15 protein-coding genes, 1 tRNA gene and 1 riboswitch are annotated in these 15,993 nt (G+C 71.5%); of the genes, 8 read left to right on the forward strand and 8 right to left on the reverse strand.

The genetic code is table 11. The annotated features are described in order from the left end of the window. The first annotated feature begins 157 nt into the window (after positions 1-157). The gene (locus JWR33_RS02160) at positions 158-802 is read left to right on the forward strand and encodes a hypothetical protein (protein ID WP_297409019.1); all 645 of its coding nucleotides are present in this window, start codon (positions 158-160) and stop codon (positions 800-802) included. A 30-nt stretch (positions 803-832) separates the two neighbouring features. Here JWR33_RS02160 and JWR33_RS02165 read toward each other — a convergent pair whose 3' ends face one another. Further along, on the reverse strand, positions 833-1,048 hold the full coding sequence (locus JWR33_RS02165) for an SCO4848 family membrane protein (RefSeq protein WP_297409021.1): 216 nt from the start codon (positions 1,046-1,048) through the stop codon (positions 833-835). Positions 1,049-1,177: 129 nt separating this feature from the next. Between JWR33_RS02165 and orn the strand changes: the two genes are divergently transcribed. The 3 genes from orn (at position 1,178) to JWR33_RS02180 (ending at position 2,333) form a co-directional block, all read left to right on the forward strand. After that, entirely contained in the window at positions 1,178-1,798 is a 621-nt protein-coding gene (gene orn, locus JWR33_RS02170) for an oligoribonuclease (protein WP_297409023.1), read from the forward strand. A gap of 70 nt (positions 1,799-1,868) precedes the next feature. Next, positions 1,869-1,944 (forward strand) — tRNA-His (locus JWR33_RS02175). 41 nt (positions 1,945-1,985) lie between these two features. Continuing rightward, positions 1,986-2,333 carry a metallopeptidase family protein gene (locus JWR33_RS02180; protein ID WP_297409024.1) on the forward strand — a complete coding sequence of 116 codons (348 nt, stop codon included), beginning with the start codon at positions 1,986-1,988 and terminating at the stop codon, positions 2,331-2,333. 101 nt (positions 2,334-2,434) lie between these two features. Here the strand turns inward: JWR33_RS02180 and JWR33_RS02185 are convergent, their stop codons facing one another. Continuing rightward, positions 2,435-2,707 (reverse strand): hypothetical protein, encoded by a 273-nt coding sequence (locus JWR33_RS02185; RefSeq protein ID WP_297409026.1) that lies wholly within the window; start codon positions 2,705-2,707, stop codon positions 2,435-2,437. 64 nt (positions 2,708-2,771) lie between these two features. On the opposite strand from JWR33_RS02185, the gene JWR33_RS02190 reads away from it, so the two are divergent. Beyond that, the gene (locus tag JWR33_RS02190; RefSeq protein WP_297409028.1) at positions 2,772-4,016 is read left to right on the forward strand and encodes a hypothetical protein; all 1,245 of its coding nucleotides are present in this window, start codon (positions 2,772-2,774) and stop codon (positions 4,014-4,016) included. On the opposite strand, the gene aspS is transcribed toward JWR33_RS02190, so the two are convergent. The 6 genes from aspS to JWR33_RS02220 all read right to left on the reverse strand — a co-directional run bounded on the left by aspS (position 4,013) and on the right by JWR33_RS02220 (position 10,278). After that, a complete protein-coding gene (aspS, locus tag JWR33_RS02195; protein ID WP_297409030.1) occupies positions 4,013-5,803 on the reverse strand; it encodes an aspartate--tRNA ligase in 1,791 nt (596 codons plus the stop codon). The two genes, JWR33_RS02190 and aspS, sit on opposite strands and share 4 nt — an antisense overlap. 107 nt (positions 5,804-5,910) lie before the next feature. After that, positions 5,911-6,777 (reverse strand): rhodanese-like domain-containing protein, encoded by an 867-nt coding sequence (locus JWR33_RS02200; RefSeq protein ID WP_297409032.1) that lies wholly within the window; start codon positions 6,775-6,777, stop codon positions 5,911-5,913. Between the two features lie 55 nt (positions 6,778-6,832). Then, positions 6,833-7,387 carry an ATP-binding protein gene (locus tag JWR33_RS02205; protein WP_297409033.1) on the reverse strand — a complete coding sequence of 185 codons (555 nt, stop codon included), beginning with the start codon at positions 7,385-7,387 and terminating at the stop codon, positions 6,833-6,835. A 1-nt stretch (position 7,388) separates the two neighbouring features. Next, positions 7,389-8,186 carry an energy-coupling factor transporter transmembrane component T gene (locus JWR33_RS02210; RefSeq protein ID WP_297409034.1) on the reverse strand — a complete coding sequence of 266 codons (798 nt, stop codon included), beginning with the start codon at positions 8,184-8,186 and terminating at the stop codon, positions 7,389-7,391. Beyond that, positions 8,183-9,643, reverse strand: coding sequence for an ABC transporter ATP-binding protein (locus tag JWR33_RS02215; RefSeq protein WP_297409036.1), 1,461 nt, complete (start codon positions 9,641-9,643; stop codon positions 8,183-8,185). The genes JWR33_RS02210 and JWR33_RS02215 overlap by 4 nt, the downstream gene beginning before the upstream one ends. A gap of 11 nt (positions 9,644-9,654) precedes the next feature. Further along, entirely contained in the window at positions 9,655-10,278 is a 624-nt protein-coding gene (locus JWR33_RS02220; protein ID WP_297409046.1) for an ECF transporter S component, read from the reverse strand. 30 nt (positions 10,279-10,308) lie between these two features. Then, a riboswitch (TPP riboswitch) is annotated at positions 10,309-10,419 on the reverse strand. Between the two features lie 118 nt (positions 10,420-10,537). On the opposite strand from JWR33_RS02220, the gene JWR33_RS02225 reads away from it, so the two are divergent. From JWR33_RS02225 to treY, 3 genes are all read left to right on the forward strand, one after another. After that, complete coding sequence (locus tag JWR33_RS02225) at positions 10,538-11,464, forward strand: LLM class F420-dependent oxidoreductase (protein WP_297409038.1); 927 nt, start codon at positions 10,538-10,540, stop codon at positions 11,462-11,464. A gap of 129 nt (positions 11,465-11,593) precedes the next feature. Beyond that, positions 11,594-13,801: a glycogen debranching protein GlgX gene (gene glgX, locus JWR33_RS02230; protein ID WP_297409040.1), complete on the forward strand. Its 2,208-nt coding sequence runs from the start codon at positions 11,594-11,596 to the stop codon at positions 13,799-13,801. Between the two features lie 45 nt (positions 13,802-13,846). Continuing rightward, positions 13,847-15,993: malto-oligosyltrehalose synthase (gene treY / locus JWR33_RS02235; protein WP_297409042.1), on the forward strand; the 2,147-nt coding region annotated here is incomplete at its 3' end.

Here is a 15,993-nt window from a genome sequence, read left to right on the forward strand (position 1 = left end):
TTCGCCACCACCTGGGCCGCCTCTCTCCTCGCCGGCCGACTTCCCGGGCGGAGCCGATGGAGTCTCGCAGGCTGCCGCCCGGGGCCCCGAGGTGTCCGAAGTCTCCGCGGCCGGCGACTCGCCGGTGCCTGCCCGCGGCGCCGCCTCGGCTGTTCCGGTGGCTCCGCCGCCCCTCTCGCCGCCCTACGCCGGCCTCGCGGCCCCCATCGTTCACGGGAAGGTCGAGGTGGTCGAGCGCTCCCGCGGCGAGGCCCGCGGCGCACGCAAAGGTCGGCGGCGCCTTGTGCTGTGGGCGCTGGGGGCGGCCGCCGTCGTGGTCCTGCTCGTGGCGGCCCTGCTCACGGTGCCAGCCATCCTCCGGACCCCGAGTCCGTCGGACCCCGCTCTCGCCGGCCCGCTCACCCCGGCTCCCACGGCGACTCCGACCGTGGCGCCGATCGTGGTGGACCCCGCGGACGGACCTGCCGACTTCATGAGCGCGTCGAAGAACATCCGCTGCCATCTGGACGACAAGGGCGTGCTGTGCGCCGTCATCGCTGTCGCCTACAAGCTGCCGAACACGGAATGCACCGACCAGGCCGTGGCTTCCGCGGTCGCCCTGCGCGGCTCGGAGCTCACGTACTCGTGCGTCACGCAGGTTCCCGCCGAATCCGACGTGCTCGAGCGTGACGTCCCCTACGTGTACGGGGACTACACCTGCACCCTCACCGGCGAAGCCGGCGCGACCTGCGTCACTACTGAGGGCGTCGGCTTCCGCCTGAGCGCGGCGCGGCCCCTCGTCACCCTGCCCACCACGGGTTAGCAGGCGGGAGCGCGGCGACCGCCGCGTGCGTCAGACGAACAGCCCGAGAATGCCGAGCACGAGCGACACTGTGGCGAGCAGCAGGGATACGCCGACGAGCACCGTGTGCACGATCAGGAACTTGGTCGGGCGGCCGTTGGTGCTCTGGGCACGCGGATCCTTCGCCACCCGGCGGAAGAACGGCGGCCAGACGATGAAGCCCCATACGGCGTTCACGAGCAGGAATACGGCGAGGGTCGTCGGCACTCGCGAGAGTCTAGGGGTGGGCGCCGCACCGCTCCTTGCGCCTCGCTGCGGGGCTCCCGAGTTCGGGGTGGGTTACGCCCTTCCGGCCACCCCGCGAGGACCGTCCAGGCCGCCACCTAGACTCGACGGGTGGCAAACGGCTCCGAGAGACTCGTCTGGATCGACTGCGAGATGACGGGGCTCGACCTGTCCGTCGACGAACTGGTCGAAGTGGCGGTCGTCATCACCGACTACGACCTCAACCCTGTCGACGCCGGACTCTCGCTCGTGATCAAGCCCGACCAGAGTGCTCTCGACAACATGGGCGAGGTCGTGACGACAATGCACACCAGCTCGGGCCTTCTCGACGAGATTCCCCACGGCATGAGCCTGGCCGACGCCGAGTTCCGCGTTCTGGAGTACATCCAGCGCTATGTCCCGGCATCCGGCCAAGCGCCGCTCGCGGGCAACACGATCGGCACCGACCGGTCCTTCCTGGCCAAGTACATGCCACGGGTGGATGGCTGGCTGCACTATCGCAGCGTCGACGTCTCCTCCATCAAGGAGCTGGCGCGGCGCTGGTTCCCGCGCATCTACTTCAACGCTCCGCAGAAGGCCGGCGGTCACCGTGCCCTGGCCGACATCCTCGAGTCGATCCGGGAACTCGAGTACTACCGCCGCGCCGCGTTCGTCGCCCCGCCCGGCCCGAGCACCGACCAGGTGCAGGCGGTGTCGGCTGGGGTGGTCGAAGAGTTCGCCTCGCGTCTGTAATAGAATGGCTTGGCCGCGCGAGGGGAGACCCTCGCTCGGGCGCGAAAGACTCCGTCCTCGGACGGACATGGTGGGCGTAGCTCAGTTGGTAGAGCGCTGGCTTGTGGTGCCGGATGTCGCGGGTTCGAGTCCCGTCGTTCACCCCAATACTTCCTCTCGGGCGACCGCAGCGGACCGAGGCGGCAGCATGGAGATGGGTCCCGACGAGTTCGAGCGGCTCGTCGTCGGCGAGCTGGACGCGCTGCCGGACGACATGGTGGACGGCCTCGAGAACGTCGTGTTCGTGGTGGAGGACAGGCCCGAGGACGGCTCGCTCGACCTGCTCGGCTCCTACGACGGCGTCGCCCTCACCGAGCGCGACCGCTACGGCTTCGGCGAGACGCCCGATCGGATCGTGCTCTTCCGGGAGCCGCTGCTCGCGATCAGCGAGGATGAGGACGAGCTGCGGGACGAGATCCACGTGACGCTCGTGCACGAGATCGCGCACTACTACGGCATCGACGACGACCGGCTGCACGAGCTCGGCTGGGCTTAGGGTCTCATCCCCCGGAAGCGCATCGCATCGGCCAAGATGCAACCGCGTGCCGCTGCTGTTTGGCCGGACGGATGCGTCCGTCGGCCGCAGCGCGCCGCCGGCTAGAAGCGGAGGGAGTCGACCTCGCCGTTGTCGTCCTCCACCGGGTCGCTGTCGCGCTTGTCGAACGAGTAGGAGACGTGCAGCACGTCGCCCACGTGGCGGGACTCGCCTGCCACGTACCAGTACAGGCGCTCCTGGCCGCCGACCGAGCCCAGCTCGCTGATCTCCGGCTCCGGCGTGCCGCCCCGAAGGACGCGGTGCTCGACGCGACCCTCGAAGGGTCCATCGACGAACCGGACCACGTACTGGACATCAGAGGGGGTTTCGCTCATGGCTCCACGTTACCCCGCGGCGGTTCGGTGCTCCGACGGCGGGTGCCGCCCCTAGCCTGGCGCCATGGCTGAGGGGCGGGAGCGGAACCGGGTCCTCGTCGCGACCGTCGCCGTGCTCCTCGTCGGAGCCGCCGTCTACACGCCCGCCGCGCTGCTGGCACCACTCCCCCGGGTGGCCGCAGCTCCGGTCGAGGTGCGCCCGCCGACGGCAGGCGATGCGTCGGCTCCTGCGCTTCCGGATGCCGGAGCGAGCGGGATCACCCTCTCCGCCCTCGCCGATCCCATCCCCGGCGGAAGCGCCGATGCTGTCCCGATCGCGGCCGCGGCCAAGCTGGTCACCGCCCTCGTCGTGCTGGATGCGCGTCCTGTCGAGCAGGGCCGCAGCGGCCCCTCTGTGCCGGTGACCGCGGAGGACTACGCGTCCTACGCGCGCTACTCGGCGGAGGGCACGCGAGCGGTGCGCGTGGTCGCTGGCGACACCTGGACCGAGCGCGAGGCGCTGCACGCCTTGCTCATCGCCTCGAGCAACAACCACGCGGAGATGCTCGCGCGCTGGGCGTTCGGCTCCCTGGACGCCTACGTCGCCGCCGCGAATGCGTGGCTGCACGAGCACGGGCTGACGCACACCGTGGTGACCGACTCGACCGGCCTGTCTGCGGACAGCGTCGGCACCGGGGCGGACCTGGCGAGGCTCGCCGCCCTGGCCATGACCGACCCGTTCGTGGCGGAGGCGGTACCGCTCGACGCCGCGACCACGACCCGTGGCACCGACTTCGACAGCACCATCCAGTATCGACCGGGCGACGGCATCACCGGCATCTCCCGCAGCTACACGGACGAGGCGGGCGTATGCCTGCTCTTCTCGATCGCGACGACGGCGGGAGCCGACGACGTCCCCCTCTACGGCGCGATCCTCGGCGAGCCCTCCTATGCGGACCTCGACGCCGACGTGGACGCGCTGCTCGCGTCGATCGAGGGCTCGGTCGCCCGCCTCGACGTGCTCTCGGCGGGGACCCCGGTCGCCCGGTACACGAGCGCCTGGGGCGGGGTGGCCGACGCCGTGACGGTCGCGCCCGTGACCGAGATCGGCTGGGCGAGAGCGGCGGCCGGGGCGCCGACGCCCGCGGTCGACACCGTCCCGATCGCGACCGCCCGCAAGGGCGCAGCGGTGGGCACCGCCAGCCTCAGCCCGCAGCTCTCGACCGCGCTCGTGCTGGACCGTGCCTTGACCGACCCCGGCCCGCTGTGGCGCCTGGGGCATCCGGGAGTGGTGATCCCCCAGTTCGTGCGCTGGGTCTCGGGCGGCTAGGCCTTCGGCGCCGCAGGCACCGCAGGCACCGTCTGCACGCCGAGTGTGCGGTAGAGCTCGGTCTGCTGGCCGCCCTCGAGCAGCGCGGGCGCGCCGGTCAGCGGGTCGTTGCCGCCCCCGGACTTGGGGAACGCGATCACGTCGCGGATCGAGTCGGTTCCGGCCAGCAGCGACACGATGCGGTCGAACCCCATCGCGAATCCGCCGTGCGGCGGCGCACCGAACGCGAACGCCTGCAGCAGGAAGCCGAACTTGTCGCGAGCCTCCTCGTCGGAGATGCCCATGACCCGGAAGACCCGCTCCTGCAGCTCCCGCGTGTTGATGCGGATGCTCCCGCCGCCGATCTCGTTGCCGTTGCAGACGATGTCGTACGCGTAGGAGAGCGCCGACTCCGGCTCGGTGTCGAAGGTGTCGAGGTACTCGGCCTTGGGCGAGGTGAAGGCGTGGTGCACGGCCGTCCACGCGCCCGACCCGACCGCGACGTCGCCGCTCGCGACGGCCTCCCCGGCGGGCTCGAAGAGAGGGGCGTCGACCACCCAGGTGAACGCCCACGCGGCGGGGTCGATGAGCCCCTGGCGCTCGGCGATCTCGCCGCGGAGGGCCCCGAGCAGGCCCCGCGACGGCTTCGGCGCACCCGCGGCGAAGAAGATGCAGTCGCCCGGCTGCGCTCCGGTATGGGCGGCGAGGCCGGCCCGCTCCTCGTCGGTCAGGTTCTTGGCCACCGGGCCGCGGAGCTCGCCGTCCTCGCCGACCAGAACGTAGGCGAGCCCCTTGGCGCCGCGCTGCTTGGCCCACTCCTGCCAGGCGTCGAGGGCCCTGCGCGGCTGGTCGGCCCCGCCGGGCATCACCACGGCGCCGACGTACGGGGCCTGGAAGATGGCGAAGGTGCCGCCCGCGAAGTAGTCGGTGCACTCCACCAGTTCGAGACCGAACCGGAGATCCGGCTTGTCGGACCCGAAGCGGCGCATCGCATCCGCGTAGGTCATTCGCGGGATGGGCGTCGCGAGCTCCACGCCGATGGTGCCCCACATCGCGGTGAGCACGTCCTCGGCGAGCGCGATCACATCCTCCTGGTCCACGAAGCTCATCTCGACGTCGAGCTGGGTGAACTCGGGCTGGCGGTCCGCCCGGAAGTCCTCGTCCCGATAGCAGCGGGCGATCTGGAAGTAGCGCTCGAAGCCGCCGACCATCAGCAGCTGCTTGAACAGCTGGGGGCTCTGCGGCAGTGCGTAGAACGTCCCCGGCTTGAGGCGCGCCGGCACGAGGAAGTCGCGCGCTCCCTCGGGCGTGGAGCGGGTGAGCGTGGGGGTCTCCACCTCCACGAAGTCCCTGTCCACGAGCACCGACCGAACCGCAGCGGACACCTTGGAGCGCAGCTTGAGGGGGTACGCGGCCGCCTCCCGGCGGAGATCGAGGTAGCGGTAGGCCAGGCGGGTCTCCTCGCCGGGCTCGTCGTCCAGCTGGAAGGGCAGCACGTCGCTCGCTGCCAGGACCGTCACGGCGGTCGCCTCGAGCTCCACCTCGCCGGAGGCGATGGCCGCGTTGACGTTGCCGGCCGGCCGCTCGCGGACGAGGCCGGTGACGGTCACACACGACTCCACCCGAAGGTCCTCGGCCGCGGCGACCTGCGCGTCACGAAGGGTGACCTGAGCGACGCCGGAGGAGTCGCGCAGGTCGAGGAACGCCACCCCGCCGTGGTTGCGGATGCGGGCGACCCAGCCGGCGAGGGTCACCTCGGAGCCGGCGTCCGATCGGCGGAGCGCGGAGGCGGTGGTGGTTCTGTACATGTGCTTCCCTGCGGGTCGAACGCTGCTCGCGGAGGTGCGGGCGGGGGCCCGAGACCGCCGACCAGCCTAGGACACCTGCCGCCGGGCGACGGCGGGGCCTCGGGGTCTCAGGCTCCGTACTCGAGCGGCAGGGCCGGCACGGCGGACCATTCCTCGAGGGAGCCGTCGTAGATCCGCACCTCGGAAACGCCGAGCTCGGCGAGGGTGAGTGCTCCCGCCGCGGCGGAGATCCCGGCGCCGCAGTAGAGCAGCACCTCCTCGTGGCCGGTGATCCCCTGGCCGACGTACGCGGCCTTGATCTCGCGGGCGCCGCGGACGGTGCCGTCGGGCGCGAAGAGGTCGCGGCTGGAGACGTTGACGCTGCCGGGGATGTGGCCGCGCCGGGTGTGGCGCGTCGGGTCCGCCCCGGAGTAGCCGCTCGCAGGCAGCGTGCACACCAGCGGGCGCCAGTCCCGCTGGGTGCGAGCCAGCAGGTCCTCCTTGGTGACCCACGCCTCCCGAGGAGAGCTGGGCGTCCAGGTCGGCACGGGCACCGGCGGCGCCTCCTCGCCGGACGCGACCGCTGCCCCCGACCGCTTCCAGCCGGCGAAGCCGCCGTCGAGGACGCGCACGTCCATGCCGATCCAGCGGAGGAGGTACCAGAGCCGCGAGGCGAACATCATGCCGGTGCCGTCGTAGACGACCACCCTGCGGTCCGCGGCGATGCCGAGTGCGGCGAGCCGGTCCGCGACGACCTGCGCCTCGGGGTGCGTGAAGCTGAGTGGCGCCGTCGGATCGCTGAAGTCCCGCGCCATGTCCACGTGCCGGGAGGCGGGGATGTGGCCGGCCAGCCACTTGGGGTAGCCGCTCTCCCTGCGATAGTCACCGTCCTCGCGGGGCGGGTGCAGCACGAGTGACGCGTCGAGCACGGCGGGAGGCGTCGCCCCGGAGAGCTCGCGGCGGAGGGCGGTGACGGAGACGAAGGGAGATGCCATTGCCCTCTCCACGTTAGACCCCGCGCCCCCGCCTGCGCAGGAGGGCGGGCATCTCTCACTCGAGAAGGAGCCTGCCGTCGACGCGGACGTCGGCCAGCAGGTCGGGCCGCTCACGTGCGAAGAAGGCGCGCTCCTGCGCCGCCCAGCGCTCCCAGTGGAGGGCGTACGCCTCCCCGTCCCGCTGCAGGGCACGCCGCTTCCGTTCGTCCTCGGCCAGATCGATCCAGATTCCGAAGGTCGCCATGGCGCGGTTCGCCGCGCTGAGAGAACCCGACCCCTCGACCACCAGCGGCCGCCGGGGATCGACCGTCAGCACGTCTTTCGGCCGGTTGCTCGTCCAGTCCCAGCGGGGCACCCGGTGCCGGGCGAGCACCACGGCCGCGACCGCGCTGCTCGCCTGCTGCAGCCCGTCCCAGCCCGGATACATGTCGTCCAGCCGAACGAGGGTGGCCCCCAGCGCGGCCGCGAGCGCCGCACCGACCGTCGTCTTCCCGGAGCCGGAGCCGCCGTCCACCAGTACGACCGGACGGCCTGCGCTCGCCCGTGCCCGACGCTCCAGCTCGCCGAGCATCTCCGCGGGCCCGAGCCCTGCGGTGTCGGCAGAGGTCACCTCAGCCACCGCCGACGAAGTTCCACTCGCCCGCGGCGACCGACGCCGCCACCGCGACCGCTCCGATCAGGCCGCTCGAGGCGAGCAGCACCGCGTCCACGGCGCCGAACCGCGATGCGCGCGCCCAGGTGCGGCGCACGGGTGCACCGAACGCCCGCGCCTCCATGGCGGTCGCCAGGGTGCTGCCCCGGCGGATGGCGAGGACCAGGAGGGCGAAGGCCTGCCCGGCGAACCGTCGCACGCGGCCGGTGTCCGCAACTCCGCGCGCCCGGCGGGCCAGTTCGAGCGCCCGCCAGTCCTCCTGGAAGAGGGTCACCAGCCGGAGCCCGCCGAGCGCCCCGAGCACGAAGCGGGACGGAAGCCTGAGGCGCTGCGCGAGGCCGTCGGCGAGGTCGGTGGGGTCCACGGTGAGGAAGAGCGCGACGGAAGGCAGGCCGATCGCGAGCACGCGCAGCACTGTGGCGATCGCGAGCTCGACGGAGCCGTCGGAGATCTGCACGAGCAGCCAGGAGACGTAGACCCTGCCCTCCGGGCGCCCGTACAGCAGGACGGTGAGACCGGCGAACGGGGCGGCCGCCCAGATCGGCAGGGTGCGGATCCAGAGGGTGCGCCAGGGGACGCCGCATGCTGCCAGCAGCACGCTCTCGAGCGCCAGCGCGACCGACGCGGAGACCCAGTCGAGCGAGAGCACGAGTGCGACGGCGAGCAGGGCGGACGCGCCGAGCTTGGCGACCGGGTTCGCGGCGGCGAATCCGCGCGCCGGGACCCGGACGACGGGCCGCTGGGCGACGGCGGTCATGCCGGCACCGCCACCGTCCGCGACGGGAGGGCGAGCGTCGCGGTGGCGAGCGCCTCCGCGAAGGCCTCATCGTGCGTGACCGCCACCACGCCGGTTCCGTCGTCCACGAGGGAGCGCAGCAGCAGCACCAGCTCACGCCAGGTGCGGGCGTCCTGGCCGAAGGTGGGCTCGTCGAGCACCAGGACCGCGGGCCGGGTCGCGAGCGCCGTTCCCACCGACAGGCGTCGCTTCTCGCCTCCGGACAGCGTGAAGGGATTCGCGGCGGCGAGCCGGACGAGACCCAGCCGCTCCAGCAGCTCGTCGACCCGGGCGTCGATCTCGCCCTGCGGCAGGCCGAGTGCGCGCGGTCCGACGGCCAGCTCAGCCGCCACGTCGGCCGCCAGGAACTGATGCTCCGGCTCCTGGAACACCGTCCCGATGCGGGAGAGCAGATCTCGCGAGCGCCAGCGGATCGGCTCCGGTCCGCGCCCCGCCGCCAACCGCTCTCCCGCTCGGAGGGAGCCGCCGACCGGCGGAAGCAGCCCGGCGAGAGTGAGGCCGAGGGTCGTTTTCCCCGCCCCGTTCGGTCCGGTCACGGCGAGCGCGCTGGATTCGCGCACCCCGATCCGTCCCACCTCGGCGAGAGCGGCACCTCCTCGGCCGACGGTCAGCTCCTCGCCGGTCAGGAGCGGACCGCCCGGCGTGGGATGCCACGTGGGGAGGTCGATGGCCCGGCCGGGGATCCAGACCCCGTCCGCGGCGAGCCGGTCGGCATCCCGCTGCAGCAGGCTCGGCGGGCCCGCGGCCGCCACGCCGCCACCGGGAGCGAGTACGACGACGCGGTCCACGAGGTCCGCCCACACCGCCGTCCGGTGCTCGACGACGACGAGGGTGGCGCCCGTCCGGTCGAGGAGGCGTTCGACGGCCTCCCGGACCTCCCGAACGCCGACCGGGTCCAGATTGGCGGTGGGCTCGTCGAGCAGCACGATGCCGGGGCGCATGGCGAGCACCCCGGCGAGCGCGAGCCGCTGCTTCTGCCCGCCTGACAGCGTCGAGGTCGCTGCGTCGAGCGGGAGCCGGAGCCCGACGCCGTCGAGCGCCTCTCCGACCCGAGGCCAGATCTCCCCCGGCGGCACGCCGAGGTTCTCGCAGCCGAACGCGACGTCGTCGCCGACCCGGGCGAGCACGATGCCGGCCTCCGGATCCTGCAGGACGAGGCCTGCACGACCACGCTGCCCTGTCGCCGGCCGTCCGTCGAGGAGCAGACTGCCCTCCTCCTCGCCCTCGTCCTCGCCGCCGAGGAGGCCGGCGATGCCTTGGAGCAGGGTCGACTTGCCCGCGCCGGACGCACCGAGCAGCAGCACCCGCTCCCCCGGCGCGATGGCGAGGTCCAGCCCGCGGACGGCGAAGTCGCGCCGTCCGGCGTGCCGCCAGCCCCACCCGCGGGCGACGACCGCCGCGGGAACCGTGCTCGCCATCGGCCGGCGGGTCAGACCCTGGCCGTCGACTCGCGGCCGGAGGCGAACCGCGACAGCGCACCGGTCCGCGCGATCGCGCGGGCGAGCAGCCACGACAGCAGCCCGGCGATCACGGCGCCGGACAGCACGGAGCTGAGCACATAGACGACGCCGAAGGGGACGTCTGCTCCCGCGTACCAGAGCACGAGGTCGTTGACCCCGTTGAAGAGCCCGGCCGCCGCTCCCGCGAGGACGGCGACGGTCGGCGTCCAGCGGGAGTAGAGGAACAGCGCGAGCACGATCTCCGCGCCGAGGCCCTGCACGATGCCCGCCTCGATGGTGAGGAAGCCGCCCCAGACATTGCCGACGAGGGCCGAGACGACCGCGGCGACCACCTCGGTGAACAGAGCCGCCCCGGGCTTGCGGATGATGATCCCGCCGAGCACGCCGGCGAACAGCCAGACGCCGTTGACGAGACCCTGCAGCCCGGGCAGGGCAGCTTGCAGGAAGGAGCCGGGAACCTGGTAGCCGAGGTTCCAGGCGAGGAACACCAGGCCGGCGGCGACGCCGAGCACGGCGGCCACGACGATGTCGACGACCCGCCAGCGATAGCGGGAGCGCCGGGCGGTGGAGGAGGGTGCGGTGGTGGTCACGATTCGTGCCCTTCGGTGAGGAAAAGAGGGCACGGGTTAGAAGAGATGCCTCCCTGCGCTGGCATGATCCAGATCAGGTTCGACGGTCGAAGCTTGGAGAAGCTTCCTCTCAGCCCGGCTCACCGGACTCCCGTGTGAGGACGACACTACCCCCTCCATCAGCGCTGCAGGGAGGCGAGGACGGCGAGCACCCGGCGATGCCGCCCCATCCGGCCGTCAACCCGGTTCAAGGGGGATAACCTCCCGGCCTAGGCTGAGGCCCGTGGAATTCTGCCTCTTCACCGAACCTCAGCAGGGCTACGACTACGAGACTCTGCTGCGCAGCGCGCAGGCCGCGGAGCGCCTCGGCTTCGACGGCTGGTTCCGCAGCGACCACTACCTGAAGATGGGCGACTTCTTCGACGGGCTGCCCGGATCGACCGACGCCTGGACGACTCTGGCAGGTCTGGCACGGGAGACGTCCCGCATCCGGCTCGGCACGCTCGTCTCCTCGGTCACCTACCGCCACCCCGGGGTGCTCGCCATCCAGGTCGCCCAGGTGGATCAGATGTCGGCCGGCCGCGCCGAGCTCGGGCTGGGCACCGGCTGGTATGCGGAGGAGCACGCCGCGTACGGCATCCCCTTCCCGCCGCGCCGGTTCGACCTGCTCGAGGAGCAGCTGGCCATCGTCACAGGCTTCTGGTCGACGCCGCTCGGGCAGAAGTTCGACTTCGCCGGCGAGCACTACACACTGACCGACTCCCCCGCGCTGCCGAAGCCGGTGCAGTCCCGGGTGCCGGTCATCGTGGGCGGCGGCGGTCCCAAGCGCACTCCGCAGCTCGCTGCCCGGTTCGCCACCGAGTACAACATCGGCTTCGTGGACGACGAGGCAATCCAAGCCGCCTTCGGGCGGGTCCGGGCAGCCGCCGAGGCGATCGGCCGAGAGCCGGGCGACCTGCGCTACTCGATCGCCCAGCCCACCGTGGTGGGCCGCACCGAGGAGGAGTTCCGCGCCAGGGCCGAGCGGATCGGAGCGGATCCCGCCGAGCTCCGCCGGCTCAACCTGGGCGGAACCGTCGGCGAAGTCGTGGACCGGATCGGCCGCTTCTCCGACTTCGGCGCCGCGCGGGTGTACCTGCAGGTGATCGACCTCGCCGACGAGGACCAGCTCGAGCTGCTCAGCAGCGAGGTTCTGCCCGCCTTCCGCTGACGCTGGGCCGTTGCCGTCGCCGCGGCCCGGCTCGCGCGCCATTGCATCCCGCAGCCGGGGCGTCAACCATCCGTGCCGAACTGCGCGAGTCGCTAGTTTGGGAAACGCTGCCCATCGACTGGAGGACTCTTGGAAGCTTGGCCCGGAACCGCATATCCCCTTGGGGCGACCTTCGACGGGAGCGGCACCAACTTCGCTCTCTTCAGCGAGGCAGCCCAACGGGTGGAGCTGTGCCTCTTCGATGCCGACGGCACGGAGACCCGAGTCGAGATGGCCGATGTCGACGCCTACGTCTGGCACGTGTACCTGCCTCAGGTGCAGGACGGCCAGCGCTACGGCTTCCGTGTCTACGGCGACTACGAGCCCCATCACGGCGCCCGCTGCAACCCCAACAAGGTGCTGCTCGACCCCTACGCCAAGGCGACCTCCGGCTCCTACGACTGGGATCAGTCGCTCTTCTCCTACAACTTCGGCGACCCGGATTCGGTCAACAACGACGACTCCGCTGGGCACGTGATGCTGAGCGTCGTCGTCAACCCGTTCTTCGACTGGGCCGGCGACCGCCACCCGCGCACCTCCTACGCGGACAGCGTGATCTACGAGGCGCACGTCAAGGGCCTCACCCAGCTGCACCCCGACGTGCCGGAGGAGCAGCGCGGCACCTATGCCGGGCTTGCGCACCCCGCCGTCATCGATCACCTCTTGAAGCTCGGCATCACCGCCATCGAGCTCATGCCGGTGCACCAGTTCGTGCAGGACTCCACCCTCGTGGAGAAGGGCCTGCGGAACTACTGGGGCTACAACACCATCGGGTTCTTCGCACCGCACAACGAGTACGGGGCGGCCGGCGACACCGGCCAGCAGGTGCCCGAGTTCAAGTCGATGGTGCGCGCCATGCACGCCGCCGGCATCGAGGTCATCCTCGACGTGGTCTACAACCACACCGCTGAGGGCAACCACCTCGGCCCCACGCTGAGCTTCAAGGGCATCGACAACGGCGCGTACTACCGCCTCGTCGAGGACGACCCGCAGTACTACATGGACTACACGGGCACCGGGAACACCCTGAACGTGCGGCACCCGCACTCGCTGCAGCTCATCATGGACAGCCTGCGCTACTGGGTCACCGAGATGCGCGTCGACGGCTTCCGCTTCGATCTCGCCGCCACCCTCGCCCGCGAGTTCTACGACGTCGACCGCCTCTCCACCTTCTTCGAGCTCGTGCAGCAGGACCCGGTGGTGTCGCAGGTCAAGCTGATCGCGGAGCCATGGGACGTCGGCCCCGGCGGCTACCAGGTCGGCAACTTCCCCCCGCAGTGGACGGAGTGGAACGGCAAGTTCCGCGACACCGTCCGCGACTTCTGGCGCGGCGAGCCCGCGACCCTCGGCGAGTTCGCGGCCAGGCTCACCGGCTCCGCAGACCTCTACGAGAACAGCGGGCGTCGCCCGGTCGCCTCCATCAACTTCGTCACCGCCCATGACGGCTTCACGATCCACGACCTCGTGTCGTACAACGAGAAGCACAACGAGGCCAACGGCGAGGGCAACAACGACGGCGAATCGCACAACCGCTCGTGGAACTCCGGTGTCGAGGGCCCGACCGACGACGCCCAGGTGCTCACGCTGCGCGGCAGGCAGCAGCGGAACTTCCTGGCCACGCTGCTGCTCTCCCAGGGTGTGCCGATGATCCTGCACGGCGACGAGCTCGGTCGCACCCAGAACGGCAACAACAACACCTACGCGCAGGACAGCGAGATCAGCTGGATGCACTGGGACCGTGCCGATGAGCCGCTGATCGAATTCACTGCGGCCATCACGCGGCTCCGCAAGGAGCACCCGATCTTCCGTCGCAGCCGGTTCTTCGACGGCCGCCCGGTCGAGCGTGAAGAGGGCGCCCCGGTGCCCGACATCATGTGGCTGCGCCCCGACGGGTCGGAGATGTCCCCGGCCGACTGGGACGCCGCGACCGTGCGCAGCGTCGGCATGTTCCTCAACGGCAAGGGGATCCGCCAGCGCGACGCGCGCGGGATCGAGATGACGGACGACGACTTCCTCATCTACTTCAACGCCGAGCCCAAGGACGTGCACTTCGTGCTTCCCAGCAAGTCCATCGAGGCGAGCTGGGACGTGGTGGTGGACACCGCGGGCAACGCGGCAGACTCCGGCATCAAGGAAGCCGGAGCACCCATCAACGTCGTCGCTCGCTCACTGATCGTGCTGCGCGCCCACACCGCCCCTGCCACGGAGCCGGACCACTCCGTCGCCGCCTCGCTCGCGGCGACCGCGGCCATCCCGTCCGGCACCCTCACTCCGGCTGTGATGCCCCCGCTCGACTGAATACCCTCCGGGCAGCGGGCTCCGGAAGGAATGGAAGAAAACACCATGACGAAGAAGCCGATCTCGACCTACCGGGTCCAGGTCCGCAAGGCGTTCGATCTGGCCGAGACCGCAGGAATCGCGGACTACGTGCACGACCTCGGCGCGGACTGGATCTACTTCTCCCCCGTGCTGGAGGCCGAGCCGGGCTCCGACCACGGCTACGACGTCGTCAACCACGCTCGGGTCGACCCCGAGCGTGGTGGCGGCGAAGGACTGGACCGCGCGGTCGCAGCGGCGCGGAAGAACGGGCTCGGCGTCCTCATCGACATCGTGCCCAACCACGTCGGCGTCGCCACGCCCGTGCACACCCGCTGGTGGTGGGACGTGCTCGAGAAGGGGCAGGAGTCGGCGTACGCGAGAGCCTTCGACATCGACTGGGACTTCGGGGGCGCGCGCGTGCGGCTGCCGGTGCTGGGCTCGGCCGACGACCTCTCCGCGCTCCAGCTCGTGGAGGTGCATGCCGCCGAAGGCGAGGCGGAGTCCTTCGAGCTTCGGTACTACGACCACCGCTTCCCGGTCGCGCCCGGCACCGCTCTGGCCGGCGAAGACCCGGTCGCAGTGCATGCGCGCCAGAACTACGAGCTGATCGACTGGAGACGGGCGGACTACGACCTCAACTACCGCAGATTCTTCGCGGTGAACACGCTCGCCGCGGTGCGCGTGGAGGTTCCGGACGTGTTCACCGAGTCGCACGAGGAGATCCTCCGCTGGGTGCGCGAAGGGCTCACCGACGGCCTGCGCATCGATCACCCCGACGGCCTCTTCGATCCCGGCCGCTACCTCGACGACCTCGCCGAGGCCACCGGCGGCGTCTATGTGCTGGTGGAGAAGATCCTCGAGGGCGACGAGCAGCTGCCGACGTCGTGGAAGACCGACGGGACCACCGGCTACGACGCCCTCGCCGACATCGACCGCATCCTGGTCGACCCGGCGGGCGCCGAGCCGCTCGCGCGCCTCGACGGCGAGCTGACCGGCGGCGAGCCGCTCGACTGGCACGAGCTCATCCACGGCACCAAGCGGGCGGTCGCCGACGGCATCCTCCGCTCCGAGGTGCTGCGGCTCGACCGGGTGGTCGCGGACCGGATCGACCGCGGGTCGGAGCCGTCCGATCGGGTCGCCGACGCCATCGCGGAGCTCCTCGCCTGCTTCCCGGTGTACCGGTCGTACCTCCCCGAGGGCCGCGAGCACCTCGACGAGGCCGCTGAGCTCGCGAAGCGGCACCGGCCCGACCTCACCGCCACCATCGACGCCCTGCTCCCGGTCCTCGGTGACGTGGCGGAGCCCGCCGCGCGCCGGTTCCAGCAGACCTCCGGCATGGTGATGGCGAAGGGCGTCGAGGACACCGCGTTCTACCGCTACACCCGGCTGACGAGCCTGACCGAGGTGGGAGCGGACCCCGCCGAGTTCTCGGTGGCGCCGGACGAGTTCCATGCCCGGCAGCAGCGCCGCCTCACGACGATCCCCTCCTCGATGGTCGCCCTGTCGACCCACGACACGAAGCGCGGCGAGGACGTGCGCGCCCGGATCAGCGTGCTGGCGGAGATCCCCGAGGAGTGGGCGACGGCACTGCGCGAGCTGCGGCGGCTCGCCCCGCTCGGCGACGGGGCGCTGGAGAACCTGCTCTGGCAGGCGATCCTCGGCGCCTGGCCCGCCAGCCGGGAGCGCCTGCACGCCTACGCCGAGAAGGCCTCCCGCGAGGCGGGCGACTCGACCACCTGGACCGAGCCCGACGAGGCCTTCGAGAACCGCATGCACGCGCTCATCGACGCCGCCTTCGACAACGAGTCGGTCTCCGCGATCCTCGCGGGCCTCCTCGAGCGGGTCGCCGCTCCCGGCTGGTCGAACTCGCTCTCCGCGAAGCTCCTCCAGCTCACCGTTCCTGGCGTGCCGGACGTGTACCAGGGCAGCGAGCTGTGGGAGATGTCGCTCGTCGACCCCGACAACCGGCGCCCGGTGGACTACACCGTCCGCCGCGACATCCTGGCGCGGGTCACCGGGGGCTGGCTGCCGCCGATCGACGAGAGCGGTGCCGCCAAGCTGCTCGTCACCACCCGCGCCCTCCGGCTGCGGCGCGAACGGCCGGAGTTGTTCACCCGACACGCCCCCGTCGAGGCCTTCGGCCCGGCCGCCGCGCACGTGATCGCCTACGA

This window comes from Naasia sp., from assembly GCF_025465545.1.
Taxonomy (GTDB): Bacteria; Actinomycetota; Actinomycetes; order Actinomycetales; family Microbacteriaceae; genus Naasia.